The 13342-nt window shown below is 57.0% G+C and carries 12 protein-coding genes; 7 read left to right on the top strand and 5 right to left on the bottom strand.

The window, feature by feature from the left end; all coding sequences use genetic code 11:
- Positions 1–225: 225 nt before the first annotated feature.
- The 3 genes from SMC5_RS01940 to SMC5_RS01930 all read right to left on the bottom strand — a co-directional run bounded on the left by SMC5_RS01940 (position 226) and on the right by SMC5_RS01930 (position 5524).
- On the bottom strand, positions 226–2196 hold the full coding sequence (locus tag SMC5_RS01940; protein WP_119119369.1) for a sodium-translocating pyrophosphatase: 1971 nt from the start codon (positions 2194–2196) through the stop codon (positions 226–228).
- A 168-nt stretch (positions 2197–2364) separates the two neighbouring features.
- Positions 2365–3660 (bottom strand): ABC transporter ATP-binding protein, encoded by a 1296-nt coding sequence (locus SMC5_RS01935; protein WP_119119368.1) that lies wholly within the window; start codon positions 3658–3660, stop codon positions 2365–2367.
- A gap of 10 nt (positions 3661–3670) precedes the next feature.
- Positions 3671–5524: an ABC transporter permease gene (locus SMC5_RS01930; RefSeq protein ID WP_207798969.1), complete on the bottom strand. Its 1854-nt coding sequence runs from the start codon at positions 5522–5524 to the stop codon at positions 3671–3673.
- Positions 5525–5736: 212 nt separating this feature from the next.
- Here SMC5_RS01930 and SMC5_RS01925 point away from each other — a divergent pair, with 212 nt between their 5' ends.
- From SMC5_RS01925 to SMC5_RS01910, 5 genes are read left to right on the top strand one after another with little or no spacing between them, the layout of a single operon-like run.
- Positions 5737–6393: a potassium channel family protein gene (locus SMC5_RS01925; protein WP_165846176.1), complete on the top strand. Its 657-nt coding sequence runs from the start codon at positions 5737–5739 to the stop codon at positions 6391–6393.
- A 4-nt stretch (positions 6394–6397) separates the two neighbouring features.
- Positions 6398–7093, top strand: coding sequence for a potassium channel family protein (locus SMC5_RS01920; RefSeq protein ID WP_165846175.1), 696 nt, complete (start codon positions 6398–6400; stop codon positions 7091–7093).
- Positions 7063–7200: a hypothetical protein gene (locus tag SMC5_RS10590; protein WP_165846174.1), complete on the top strand. Its 138-nt coding sequence runs from the start codon at positions 7063–7065 to the stop codon at positions 7198–7200. The genes SMC5_RS01920 and SMC5_RS10590 overlap by 31 nt, the downstream gene beginning before the upstream one ends.
- Positions 7201–7203: 3 nt before the next feature.
- Entirely contained in the window at positions 7204–8727 is a 1524-nt protein-coding gene (locus SMC5_RS01915; protein ID WP_119119365.1) for a TrkH family potassium uptake protein, read from the top strand.
- Positions 8724–9242 carry a hypothetical protein gene (locus SMC5_RS01910; RefSeq protein ID WP_119119364.1) on the top strand — a complete coding sequence of 173 codons (519 nt, stop codon included), beginning with the start codon at positions 8724–8726 and terminating at the stop codon, positions 9240–9242. The genes SMC5_RS01915 and SMC5_RS01910 overlap by 4 nt, the downstream gene beginning before the upstream one ends.
- A gap of 79 nt (positions 9243–9321) precedes the next feature.
- On the opposite strand, the gene SMC5_RS01905 is transcribed toward SMC5_RS01910, so the two are convergent.
- Both SMC5_RS01905 and SMC5_RS01900 read right to left on the bottom strand, forming a co-directional pair.
- Positions 9322–10914 (bottom strand): amidohydrolase, encoded by a 1593-nt coding sequence (locus SMC5_RS01905; protein WP_165846173.1) that lies wholly within the window; start codon positions 10912–10914, stop codon positions 9322–9324.
- A gap of 114 nt (positions 10915–11028) precedes the next feature.
- Positions 11029–11682, bottom strand: a complete 654-nt coding sequence (locus tag SMC5_RS01900) for an HAD family hydrolase (protein WP_165846172.1) — start codon at positions 11680–11682, stop codon at positions 11029–11031.
- A gap of 163 nt (positions 11683–11845) precedes the next feature.
- Between SMC5_RS01900 and SMC5_RS01895 the strand changes: the two genes are divergently transcribed.
- Both SMC5_RS01895 and SMC5_RS10585 read left to right on the top strand, forming a co-directional pair.
- The gene (locus tag SMC5_RS01895; protein ID WP_119119362.1) at positions 11846–12946 is read left to right on the top strand and encodes a GNAT family N-acetyltransferase; all 1101 of its coding nucleotides are present in this window, start codon (positions 11846–11848) and stop codon (positions 12944–12946) included.
- A 1-nt stretch (position 12947) separates the two neighbouring features.
- A partial coding sequence (locus SMC5_RS10585; RefSeq protein ID WP_119119361.1) for a CBS domain-containing protein occupies positions 12948–13342 on the top strand: 395 nt, incomplete at its 3' end.

Raw genomic sequence — 13342 nt, 5'->3', positions numbered from 1 at the left:
GCCTGACTGAGCTGGCCGGCGTGCGCCTTGCGCGACCTGGACGCGAAGTAGAATCCTGCAGATAGAACGATCAGCAACAAACCGGAGATGAACTGGGCTACATTCATGGGTCACTCCTCTCTGGCATCACGACATAGCGATACTATACCAGAAGATGGAGGATTTATGCAAGAGGCGGGGGCAGTGATGCTCCCGCCTCGTCCTGACGATGGCGCTATGTCCGTGCTAGAACAACGGTTTGATGCCTGCGATGAGCAGGGCTGCCATGCCGATCAGCTTCATGAAGATGAGCAGAGCAGGTCCTGCCACGTCTTTGAGCGGATCGCCGACCGTGTCTGCAGCAACGGCCGCCTGATGTTCGAAGGACCCCTTGCGTCCACTGTCTTCGATGAGCTTTTTTGCGTTGTCGAAGGCGGTGCCCGTGTTGTTGAAGAATGGCCCCAGCAAAGCTGAACTAAGTACTGCTCCGATGAGGAGTGCACCGAGCGCCCAGTGACCGAACACCAGTCCCACGAAAATCGGCACCGCGATGCTGATGACACCTGGAAGGATCATCTCTTTGAGAGCGTTGCGTGTCGAGATGTCGATGCAGGTCGCATAGTCTGGCATAGCCTCGCCCTTCAGGATGCCGGGTATGGTCCTGAACTGGCGGCGGACTTCGTCGACCATGAGCATCGCCGTCTTGGCTGCCGAGCCGATGGTCAGTGAGCTGATGAGGTACGGAAGGCAGATGCCGAGGAGGATAAATGCAATGGAGTAGGGCTCCATCACGTTCATCGTCTTGAGACCGACAATGGAGAAGTACGTCGAGAACAGGACAAATGAAGTCACTGTGCCGGATGACATGGCATAGGCCTTGGTCGTCGCCTTCATGGTGTTGCCGACTGAATCGAGCTGTGACAGTGAGTGCACGATCTGCTCGTGCGCCCCTGACATCTCTGCGATACCTGAGGCATTGTCGATGATCGGACCGAAGGCATCGGCTGTCATGATGTAGCCAATGAGCAAGTCGGTACCGATGTTGACAGCGACGATTGCCAGAAGCGAGCCGCCCGAGATGAAGTATGCCGCAGCGACAGCAATGACAATCATCACGATGGATCCCAGTGGACTCTGCAGGCCAGCCGATAGCCCTGTGATGACGTTGAGCGCCACGCCGCGCTTGGATGCTTCGGCAATGTCGTGGACCGGTTTTCCCGAGGAGCCCGCGTAGTACCGGGTGATGATCGAAGACACAAGGGTGGTTGCAACTCCCAGACAGGTGCCGATGAAGAGGGCCATGTCGTGAACCAGGAAATGGCTGACCAGAAAGGAGCCGAGCACTGCAAAGACAGTGGTCACAGCCATGCCCCAGTAGAAGGCGGTCTCGGGCTTGCTTCGGTCGAAGAACCGTATGGACAGGACGCCAAGCATCGAAGCAGCAAGGCCGGCCGATTGGAGGAGCATAGGGAAGAAGAGTACGGCGCCTCCGTACTTGGGGACCAGCGTGAGGGCAACGACCATTCCGGTCACGATATCGTCGGAGAACGTCTGGAACAAATCTGCGCCTCTGCCGGCACAATCGCCTACGTTGTCACCGACGAGATCAGCAACAACAGCCGGGTTGCGTGGGTCGTCCTCAGGAATATTCGCCTCGACCTTGCCGACGAGATCGGCTCCGATGTCGGCTGCCTTGGTATAGATACCTCCACCGATCTGGGCAAAGAGGGCCGCGAGACTGGCGCCAAATCCAAAGCCGACGAGTGGGTTTGGATCTTTGAACAACAGATAGAGCACCGACAGCACGACAAGGCTGAATCCCGTGATCGAGAAACCCATAATGGATCCGCCAAAGACAGCTGTGTGGAATGCCGTGTTCACCGACCGGGTCGCGTCGTCGGCGGTCTTGACGTTAGCACGGGTGGACGCGCTCATACCCATGTACGCCGTGATCAGCGAGGTGAAGACGCCAAGCACGAATGTCACTGCGATCCAGATGTTCAGCGTGAAGCCCAGAATGATTGCTACGACAGGAGTGACGAGCAGAATCGCCCGGAGTTGGCGAGAAAGGTACGCTCGGACTCCAATTGCAATGTAGCTGCCGATTTCGCTCATTTTCGGTGAGGAGATCTTGGCTGCTCTTAGCCTGAGGAACAGATAGAGTGCGGCTCCAATGCAGGTAAGGCCAGCCACGACAGGAATGATGAGTAGGTTCATTTCGTGCCTCCAAAGGCTGGTTTCCGGGGAGAGCAGATATTCGACAAGCTACCTTGGAGACCCCGGCCAACCACACCAATACCTTGTTATTATACAAGTGTGCGCGCTCTGTCAACACGAGATTCTGGTTCTGGAAGGAGTCGTGACTGTGACTGCGAGCGACTCGTCTTACTGAAGTGACACCTCGTCCGAGTCGTCGTCGAATGCCAGCAGATTGCCAAAACGGGCCCAGTTGATGAACGTCTCGAACGTGAACGTCGGGTTTTCATTGGGCAACAGCTGTGCCAGGCGATCCTGGACGTCGTCGTCGAGCATGGTACCATTCCGGGATGCCTGGACGTCCGCATGAATCGTCTTGAAGATGCTGAGAGTCAGGATCTGCTGTTTCCAGACGACTTTCTGATCCTCGGTGTCCATGTCGGCGAACCGGTGCCCTAGCGGCGTCAGCACGGTGCGCTGTTTTGGCGTATCGATGAAATCCAGCATCTCGGCAACTTTGACGATGTTGATGAGGTCACTGAATTCCTTGCCGAATTCGTGAGCCAGAACAAAGACGTCGCCCTGGCCGCCATGCGAGTCCAGGTATTCGACGAAGCTGACGACGTCACTTGACGAGACGGGCGGAAGTGGTTCGAATACGGGTTGTGAGGGACTCGTCACGGCCGCAGGAGGTATGTCGGGCAGTTCGTTCGTTGTAATGATGTCGTGGAGGTAGTCGACCATCGCCAGGAAATCCGGAGTCCGATAGTCGCGAGGTCGTGCCAGCTTGTTTTGGACGATTGTACGGATGCGCCCTGGATTCGCCGAGAAGACAACGATGCGATCGGCCATATAGACGACTTCCTTGATATCGTGGCTGACCATGACGATGGATGCTGGTTGACCTTCAGCTTCATCCCAGATGTCGACCAAGTCTGTCCGGAGCGACTCCGCGGTCAAGGCGTCCACTGCGCTGAACGGCTCGTCCATGAATAATAGCTCAGGTTGTACCGCGAGGCCACGCGCGATGCCCACACGCTGCTTCATGCCACCCGAGATCTCGCGTGGATACGCTTCTTCGAAGCCCTCGAGACCGACCATCTTGATCACGGTACTGACGCGGCGCTGGACTTCCTCCTGTGGGAGTTGCAGAGGGACGAGGACAGACTGGATGTTTTCGCTCACGGTCATCCACGGGAAGAGGGCAAACATCTGGAAAACCATGCCGACGCCCGGGGTCAGGCCCGCCATTTCCTTGCCACGGGCGAACACCTTGCCGCTCGTGGGATGCATGAGGCCCGCCAGGATGCGCAAGAACGTCGACTTGCCACAGCCCGAAGGGCCGAGCAGGCAGATGATCTCTCCCTTCCGGATATCCATGCTGATATTGTCCAGAACGGTCACCATGTTTCCATTGGGCATCGGGAAACGCTGAGTGACGTTCTCACTGGAAAGCAGGACAGGCTGTTGCACAGAGTCTTTCATGGGGCCTCCTCTACTTGCTGAGGTTATACTGCGTGCTGGCGACAGCGTACAGCCTTCGCCACACGAAGCGGTTGATGAGCACGACGGTCAGCGACATGATGAGGATTGCAGCAGCCAGTTCAGCAAAGTTGGCGCCAAACGCCGCCTCGCTGATGACAGATCCGATCCCCTGCGCCCTGAGGGTCTGGCCACGGAACGTCACGATTTCGGCCACGATGCTGGCGTTCCAGGCTCCACCTGTCGCTGTCACCCAGCCTGTCACGAGGTAGGGGAATATGGCCGGCAGGTACAGCGACCAGAAGCGTTGCCTGCCCGTGATACGATAGCTGGCAGCAGCTTCTTTGAGGTCAGAGGGAATGGCCTGTGCGCCGGCAATGACGTTGAACAGAATGTACCATTGTGTGCCGAGCAGCATGAGCATGACACTGCCGAAACCTATATTGACTCTGAGCAGAGCCAGCAGGAGGATCACGGCCGGGAACAGCATCGGTGCCGGGAACGATGCCGCGACTTGGACGATTGGCTGCATGATCTTCGACAGTTTTGGCGAGAGTCCGATGCGCAAGCCCACGGGCAAGGCCCATAAGGTCCCCAGGACAATGGCCGCGGTTACGCGTGTGAGGGTCAGGAGATCGCTCCTCAGCAGATGCAACCATTCATCGATGCGAACGGATATGAGAAGACGGATGACCTGGGTAAGGGCGAAGACCAGTCCGGCTGCCAGCAGGAAGAACAGAACTCGAGCAAAAACGACGGAGAACGAAGGACGGTTCGGCACTCCATGTCCAGTGGGTGCAGAGACAACAGGAGAGTTGCCCGGCATGTTGCGATGAGGGTACCGGAAAAACCGCGAAATCAGGCTGCCGAATGCGTGGCCGATGGAAGAGTTTGCAGCGCCGATCCAGCGGAGGATATGCGAGTGATGGAGGAGGTCCAGAAACCATGAATCCATCGACTCTTCTTGGCTCGTGTCTTCGATACGGAATTTCTGTGCCCAGACAACCATTGGCCGCCACAGCAACTGGTCCAGGGCAACGATCATCAGTACCATGGCGATAACCGCTGCGGCCATCGCTGGTACGTCGCCTTTTTCGACGGCGACCGACATGTAGGACCCGATGCCGGGCAGCCTGAAATCCCTGTTGCCCAGTTGAAATGCTTCGGTGACCATGAGAAAGAACCATCCACCAGCCATGCTCATCATACTGTTCCAGATGAGGCCGACAGCGCTGTAGGGCATCTCGATCTGAGTGAGGCGTTGCCACCAGTTGAAGTGGTAGATGGTACCGGCCTCCTGAAGGTACGCTGGCACAGACTTGAGAGAATTGTAGAAACTGAAGGTCATGTTCCATGCCTGTCCCGTGAAGATCATGAATACTGCAGCAAGTTCCAGTCCAGTGTTGCTGTTGGGGAAGACGGACACCAGTGCCAGCACGACGCCTGGCATGAACCCCAGGACGGGGATGCTCTGCAGGATGTCCAGAATGGGGACAAGCAGTCTCTCGGCCAGCCGGTCCTTGGCCGCCCAGTATCCATATACAATAGTGAAGAGGAAGGAGATGCAGTAAGCAGCCAATCCTCGGACCAGTGAGAAGAGTGTGTATCGCGGCAGCGCACGGAACGAGAGGTCGATCACCACCGTGGGCCTCAGAACTCCTGCCCACTCGCGACCGACCTGAGTAATGCCGTAGAAAACACCGAGGATCCCCAGAATAATCACGATGTCAGCCAGCACTCCGCTGTGGTAGAGTGCCATGACGGCGCCTGATTGACCCCACGCCATCGGGGATGCAGCTCGCCTGAGGCGCGGACGACTTCCTCTCGGACTCGTCTGGATGAGTTGGTTTTCGACCGGTTCCTGCATGGTGTCCCCTCATGACGACAAATGTGCGTGGCTCATGGTAGCACTATTGCACTGGGCCTGCAACAATGCGGGAGCCGGCGGATGGGTTTCCTCTGGCAATGCAAAGAAATCCCCATTTATAGAGTTTGGACATCTTGACGTCGGCCGAGAGATGCCTATAATCAACATTTTGTGATGAGTCCATTCTAAGGATTCGCAAGGAGATGTTTGTTATGTATATTGTTATCGTTGGTTGTGGGCGCCTTGGCGCTCAGCTTGCTACAAAGCTCTCGGAAGAAGGCCATGACGTGGCCGTGGTAGACCACGATTCAGGCAACTTCAGTCGGCTCAGCGACGAGTTCAATGGAGCTACAATCACTGGAGTTGAATTCGATATGGAGGTGCTCAAGTCTGCGGGGATTGAGCATGCAGATGGTTTCGCTGCAGTGACTAATGGGGACAACATGAACATCATGGCCGCGCAGGTCGCCAAGACCATTTTCAAGGTTCCCATGGTGGTTGCCCGCGTGTTCGATCCTGTCAAAGGGGAGACCTACAGGGCTCTCGGTCTCGAGACGGTTTGTCCAACGACGTCGGCTGCGAACATCATTTACAGCAAGTTTATGATCCGTAACGAGGAAAGTCACTTCATCCTGCCTGGTGGAGGTATTGAGCTGGTCGAAGTCCCCTTCCACCCCAGGATCCCGGCAACAACGATAGCTGAAATCGAGGCTCTGGACGACTTCAAGGTCATCTCGCTCACGCGTGATGGAACCACGACTTTTCCTAAAGGAACCGACGTTCTCGCCGACAATGATCAATTGCTGGTGGCGCTGCACGTATCGGACCTTCCAAGGGTCAGCGCGATCTTCCATCTGAATGAGAGGTAGAACCATGTATATTATTATTGCAGGTGGAGGAAAGGTCGGGTCCTATCTTGCTCATTTACTTGTTGGTAAGGGACATGACGTTGCTGTTATCGAGCACAATGCAGAAGCTTGTGAGGCATTGTCGGATTGGGGAAAAGCGCTTGTCATCAATGGTGATTGCTGCGACTTGGGCGCTCTCATCGACGCCGGTATCGAGAAGACCGACCGATTTGCTGCGGTGACGGGGGATGATGCCGACAACCTGGTGGCGTGCCAGCTTGCCAAAGTGCGATTCAATGTCCCGTTCACGACGGCTCGCATCAACGACCCCCGCAATGAGGATATCTTCCAGAAGTTCGGTGTAGACTTTGCCCTCAACTCGACAAATATCCTTGCGACGGTCATTGAAGAAGGCATCATCGTCGATGACATGATCCCCCTCGTCTCGATCGGCAAGGGAAAGGCGACTCTTGTCGAACTGAAGATCGCCGGTGAGTCTCCTGTGACAGGAAAGACCTTGAGGGAACTGACGTGGCCCACCGGGTGCGTCGTGGTTTCCATCATGCGCGAGGGCGAAGTCATCTTCCCGCGTGGGGCTACCGTTCTGAATGCAGGCGACATCGTCGTCGGCCTCGTGGCTCCTGAGGCGGAAGAACAGTTCAGACGAGTATTCGGGAAGGGACAAGTGTCATGGACGAACGAACTCGAACGAAGCGTATAACGTCTCTCCGTCGTGGTCTCCTGGGGATGCTCACCGAGGTTGCGTTTACGTGCGGCCTCATCGGGGTCGCGTTTCTCATCTCCTGGCTGTTTTTCGTGGGGCGCTAGACGATGATTCGCAGGGTCTGGAAAGAAGACTTTCGCATCATAGGGTACTATACCGGCCTCGTCACCATCGGCGTCGGTCTACTGATGCTCATCCCGATGGTGACGAGTCTTGTTTTTCGTGAGTGGGCCTCCGCTCTGGATTTTGCCATTTCTGTTGCACTCACACTGCTCGTCGGATACACCTTGGCGCTCATCTCTCGTACGAAGAGCACCCCGGGACTTACCCATGCAATGGTCATCGCCGCGGGATCATGGCTCGTCGCTATGGTGCTCTCCGGCGTTCCCTACGTGCTGAGCGGACACTCTGAATCGTTCCTCGATGCATGTTTCGATACGATGAGCGGGTACACGACGACAGGTCTGTTTCTCCTGCAGGATCTGGATCACATCTCCCAGGGACTGAACATGTGGCGCCATCTTCTGACGTATGTCGGCGGTCAAGGGATCGTCGTGCTGGCTCTGACGTTCCTGATCGGTTCCACGGGTGGTGCGTTCAAGATCATGGTCGGCGAAGGCAAGGAAGAGAAGCTCGAGCCTAACGTCCGGCACATCGCGGTCCTCATCTGGCGCATTTCCCTCATCTATTTGGGCGTGGGCACTGTTGTCCTTGGACTCATTGCCATGGCGAATGGCATCAAGCCATATCTTGCATTCTTTCACGGCGCGTATATCTTCATGTCCGCCTGGAGTACCGGCGGCTTTGCCCCCTATAGTCAGAACATGCTGTATTACCACAGCAGTGCTATGGAAATCGCCAGCATGGTTTTTTTCATCCTGGGTTCATTCAACTTCGCCCTGCACTACGCCGTCTGGACCGGAAACCGCAGGGAGATCCTTCGCAACGTGGAGATTGTCTCGTTTACGATCACTGTCTTGACGACTTTCTCTCTCGTGTGTCTGGCACTCATGCAACGAGGCGTCTATCCAAATGCTGTGGAGTTGTTCCGGCGCGGATTCTTTCAGCTCATATCGGGCCATACGACGACTGGCCAGTCCAATATCTACGCACGGACGTTTGTGCGCGAATGGGGTCCTCTCGGCATGCTTGCGACGACCATCGCCATGGCTATCGGCGCGAGTGCCGCTTCGACTGGCGGCGGGTTCAAGGGGCTGCGTATGGGCATCATCGTCAAGGGCATAGCAACCGATATCAGGAAGCTCCTGTCCCCCGAGCGTGCTGTCGTTACGGGTCATTATCATCATTTGCATGACAACACGCTCACCGACAGCGTGGTCAAGGGCGCGGCAGTCATCGTCGTCCTGTATGTCCTCATCTATGTTGTTGGCGCCGTTGTTGGCATGGCCTACGGATATCCCATGGTAGATGCGTTCTTCGAGTCCGTGTCGGCCGGCAGCAACACTGGATTATCGTGCGGAGTGACACAGGCCAGCATGCCCACGTTGCTGAAAATCGTGTACATGCTAGAAATGTGGATGGGACGTCTAGAGTTCCTGTCCGTGTTCACCCTGTTCGGTTTCATCGCCACGAGCTTCCGGAGTATGAGAGTCAGGAAGGCGGCCGTATGAAGAAACTCTGTGCTGTTCTGATAATCGTGGCGCTCGCGATTCTGATCGTCGCCCCTGTTTCGGCAAGCGCCGTGCAGCCGCCCCTGCTGTCGACGAATGAACTTGTGGAAAACTCCTACAAGTGGGACGGGCAGACTGTGTCGTTCAAGGGAGAGGTCCTGCAGGACCTGATGGTGCGTAAGGACGGCACATGGATGAACCTGTCGGATGGCAACAATACCGCCATGGGCGTGTTTGTGCCAAAAGGCGTGGCCATGCCTGCAATCTCGCGTACAGAGAACTACCGTACGGTTGGAGACGTCGTGCTCATCACTGGTGTCTTCCACCGTGTGTGCATCCAGCACGAGGGTGAGACCGACATCCATGCAACGAGTGTGACAATCGTGACGCCCGGTTCAACCAAGGCGAATTCCATCCACCTCGACAGGGCCGTGTGGTTTGTTGTTCTTGCCGGGTTACTTGGTCTGGTCATGTGGCTCTACTATCGCAAACCGGGGCGTGGAACCGAGCACTGAGTATCGCAATCGGAATGTTCGTGCAAAATAACGAGGCCCCGCGTGAGCGGGGCCTTCTGCTATGCAAGCTCTCCTGTGTTTAGGCTTTGAATGCGAGGTCTCCTGCCACGATCGTGGCGAGGACTTGAGTCGACCGGAGAGCCAACGGTTCGTTATCTCCCAGGATATCTCTCGACAGGACGACGATATCTGCGTCTTGCCCTTCCACGAGATTGCCCCGCTGTCCGAAAAGGCCTACGGAACTCTGAGGTGCTACGGTGTATGCGGTAAGTGCGTCCTGCACGCTGATGCACTGCTCACTCTGATATGGAAGTTCGCCTGCTCGTGTCCGGAATGCGGCGAACGCGATGCCCTTGAGTGCGTCCGGGTCTTCCACGGGTGCGTCGGATCCAAAGTCCAGCTCTACGCCACAGTCGAGCAATGACCTGAAGGCATATGAACGAGGATGCGGCGTGGGGAAGACGGTCTTCAACTTGCCGATATCGAGGTCGAGGTGCGAGGGCTGAACGGACGCTGCGATCCCGAGGTTGGCAAACCGTTCCACGTCCTCGGAGTGCAGGAACTGGGCGTGTTCTATGCGGTGGTGGGCGTGCCCCTTGGAGGTGGCGACGCCGGCTTGCTCGAACGCATCCAGTGTCTCCCTGTTCGCCCTGTCGCCTATGGCGTGGACCCATACCCACAAGCCGTTCTCATCCGCTTTGCGGAATCGATCGGCCAGCCAGTTCACGGATTCGTAGGTGTGGTAGCCATAGTTACCAGGGGCTCCTGGCCACGACTCTTCCATGTACGCAGTCCGGGAACCCAGTGAGCCGTCGGCAAAGGCCTTGATGCCACCGACCCGGAGGAAATCTGAGCCAAAACCCGACCGGAGCCCGAGCGATACGGCCGCGTCGAGGTTGGCGAGGCCAACGGCCTGCCAGATCCGGATGCGAGGTTCTTCGCTCATGGCAGGGATCAGCGCCTGGAGTTCCGGGAAAATGTCATAGTCCATGCTGCAGCACGAGGCAAATCCCATCGAGAGCAGTTTGCTGATGGCGCAATGGAGAGCAGCGAACCGTTCGTCGAGCCGGGGGGCGGGAATGCGGGAAAAGGCCCAGTCTTGAGCGGCGTCGCGGACGATGCCGGTAGGGCCGTCTGCGTCACAAGGAACGAGGTCAGAGCCAAACGGGCGGGAATTCCACAGGTCAACCGCCTTGAGAGCGGCCGTGTTGAGCCAGAGCGAGTGATAATCCTTGCGGTTGAGAACTACCGGCGAATTTGGGTAGAGATCGTCCAGCTGGCGCCGATGTGGGCTGTCGGACCAGAGTTCGTCGTCCCAGCAATCGCCCAGGATCCAGGTACCGTTGTCCGGTCTCCCGGCCAGACGGATGCGCTCCAGGGCGCCGTCGAGTGAGGTCTCACCATTGAGGTTCACGTGCAGGAGCGAGAAGCCGTACAGGTCAAGGTGCAGGTGAGAGTCCATGAATGCCGGATAGCATGTCGCTTCAGGTGTGCTGGCGAAATCGAGGACTTGTGCATTCCTGCTCGAGGCCATTGCCTGAACGTCGGCAGTACTTCCGATACGCTCGATGATTCCATTTCTCAAGTACACGGCGTCGCCTGTCTGTTTCCACCATCCGCCCAGCGACGCCATCACCCTGACATGGACTACTGCTGTGTCTTCATGCCGCATAATCATATTCCTCCCGCCCGCATGCGGGCGCTCATCATAGCAAGAAACCCCGGAGTCCCGGGGGCGACACGTTCCAGAACTGACGGGATTATTGTAGTTCGGCAGGTACAATCTTCAATTGGTTGAGTCTGCCAGTAGCAGAAGCCCAGGCCAGGTTTCGATAAGGTAGGTGGGATCGAGCTCAAGCAGTGCATCGCGTCCGATGTAGCCGAATGTGCAGCCGCACGAAGCCACACCGGCGTTGCGAGCCACAAGGATGTCGTTCCGGGAGTCCCCTACCATGAGCGTTCGCTCGTTGCTCGTGCCGACGTCACGTACCAGGGACAGAAGGTTGGATGGATTTGGCTTGCGCAGGTCGGCGTCGTTGGGTCCAACGACATGATCGAAGAACTGCAGGATCCCGAGGCGCTCCAGGATCTGGAGAGAGAGGTCTTGAGGTTTGTTCGTCAGCACTGACAGGTGAGCTTTCCGTTCCTGGAGCGATGTGAGCGTCTGTGAGCAACCTGTGTATACGGACGAGAAGTCAGTACAGTGGTCTTTGTAGTAGGACCGGAATTCGTCCACCAGCTCCCCCACGAACTCCCGTTCGTCAGTGTTGAAAGCTCGTACCATCATATCATCGAGGCCGTCTCCCACCCACGAGATGACAGTGGCGAGGTCGGCAACAGGCCGGGCGTGCAGCTGAAGGACATGGTTAACGGCTTCCGCAATGTCGCGGCGTGTATCAACAAGTGTTCCATCGAGGTCGAACAAATAGAGATTGAACACAGGCATTCTCCTTTGCAGCGGTGTGGCGGCGTGATTCTCATGTATACTGTACCGATGCATAAGCGCAAGTCTACCCTCGTAACCGTGAAACCGTACCATGCCTGGTTTCTGACGTGCCGCGACTCTGAGTGCGACTTGTTGTGACAGGAGAGGAACAACATTGATGGAAACAAGACTCATCAGGGACAGCACGGGGTTCGCATCGCTGGAACCGTTCTGGAATCGGCTGGTTGCCGGAAGCGTCGCCAATACGTGCGATTCTACGTTCGAATGGTTGTTTACGTGGTGGAAGTACTTTGGTGCGGACAGGCGGCTATTGCTCATTGCAGCATACGAAGACAGCGTGCCCGTTGGCCTTGCTCCGCTGTATGTTGGCAATGGGACCACGGAACCCAGGGACCTGCATTTCCTGGGACAGGGACTGTCGGACTACGCAGGTCTTATTACTCCCCGGGATCGCCCAGATGTGACGGAAGCTCTTGTTTCAGCTCTGCTGGACCTTCGTTCGTCTTGGGACGGGTTGGATCTCGAGGAGGTCCCGGCTCAGTCGCCCAACAAGGCGCTTCTGGACCGCGCGATCAAGGCGGGCAGTGTCTCTGCTGTGTGGCAGACGACCGTGCAATGCCCGTACCTGCCCATCGAAGGCGGCTGGGAGGCGTTCTATGCCACAATGGGCAAGGGATTCCGGCATGAGGTTCGGAACAAACTGAACAGATGGAACAGTCGTAGCGATGGGCGTATAGAGGGATTGGAGCTGCGATACGTCGATCGCAGAGAGGTCGATAGCGTGTTTGTGGACGAGGTTGTTGCATTGTCCGGTGAGCGCCGGTCGGTCGACGGCCACCGGAGCCCGTTCCTCAACCATCCGGACCAGGAGTTTCTTCGAGAAGTGCTTCCACTCATGGGCCAACGAAACCAGCTGCGCGTAGGCGAGCTGAGGAGCGGAAACGCACTGCTCGCATTCATGCTCGCCTACCACTGGCAGGGAGTCGTGTATATGTGGAATACCCAATATGACCCCACGTACGCAGAGTATTCGCTTGGGCGCATGGTGCTGGTATCACTTGCAGAGCAGTCATTTCACGAAGGTTGTCACGAGCTGGATTTCATGCGAGGCGAGGAGCCATACAAGTTCCAGTGGACGACACTCCACAGGACGAACCTGGCTCTCCGCTCGGAGCGGTCGGCCCAGCTTGCCGGGGACATGCAGGCGCCTCCGGGGCCTGAAGCAGTCCAGGTCGTCCAGGACGAAACGAGTAGTTGACATGCGGCAGAGAGTCATTGTCACCGGGCACAAGAACCCGGATACAGATTCCATCTGCTCTGCTCTTGGCTACGCGTTCTACAAGAATCGTACGGATCCTTCCCGCGTCTATACCGCCGTTCGTGGAGGAGATCTCAACGATGAGACCCGCTTTGTCCTGGAGCGCTTCGGGTTCCGTGTGCCGCCGCTCTTGAGATCACTGATGCCACAGGTTCAGGACATTCCCCGGAAACGCCTCGTGACAGTCGCCCCCTCCACCCGCGTCGGGAAGGCTGCCATTCTCATGAAGGAGAACCATATCCATTCGCTCCCGGTCGTCGACGATGCACTGGTTGTACGAGGTGTCGTGGATGCCGTCGATATTGCCACCGCGTACGCCGACCAGCTTGAGCATGC

This window comes from Candidatus Cryosericum odellii (assembly GCF_003570935.1).
Lineage (GTDB): Bacteria > Caldisericota > Caldisericia > Cryosericales > Cryosericaceae > Cryosericum > Cryosericum odellii.
Note: the sequence above shows the minus strand (reverse complement) of the source record. Positions and strands in the feature narration are given on the sequence as shown.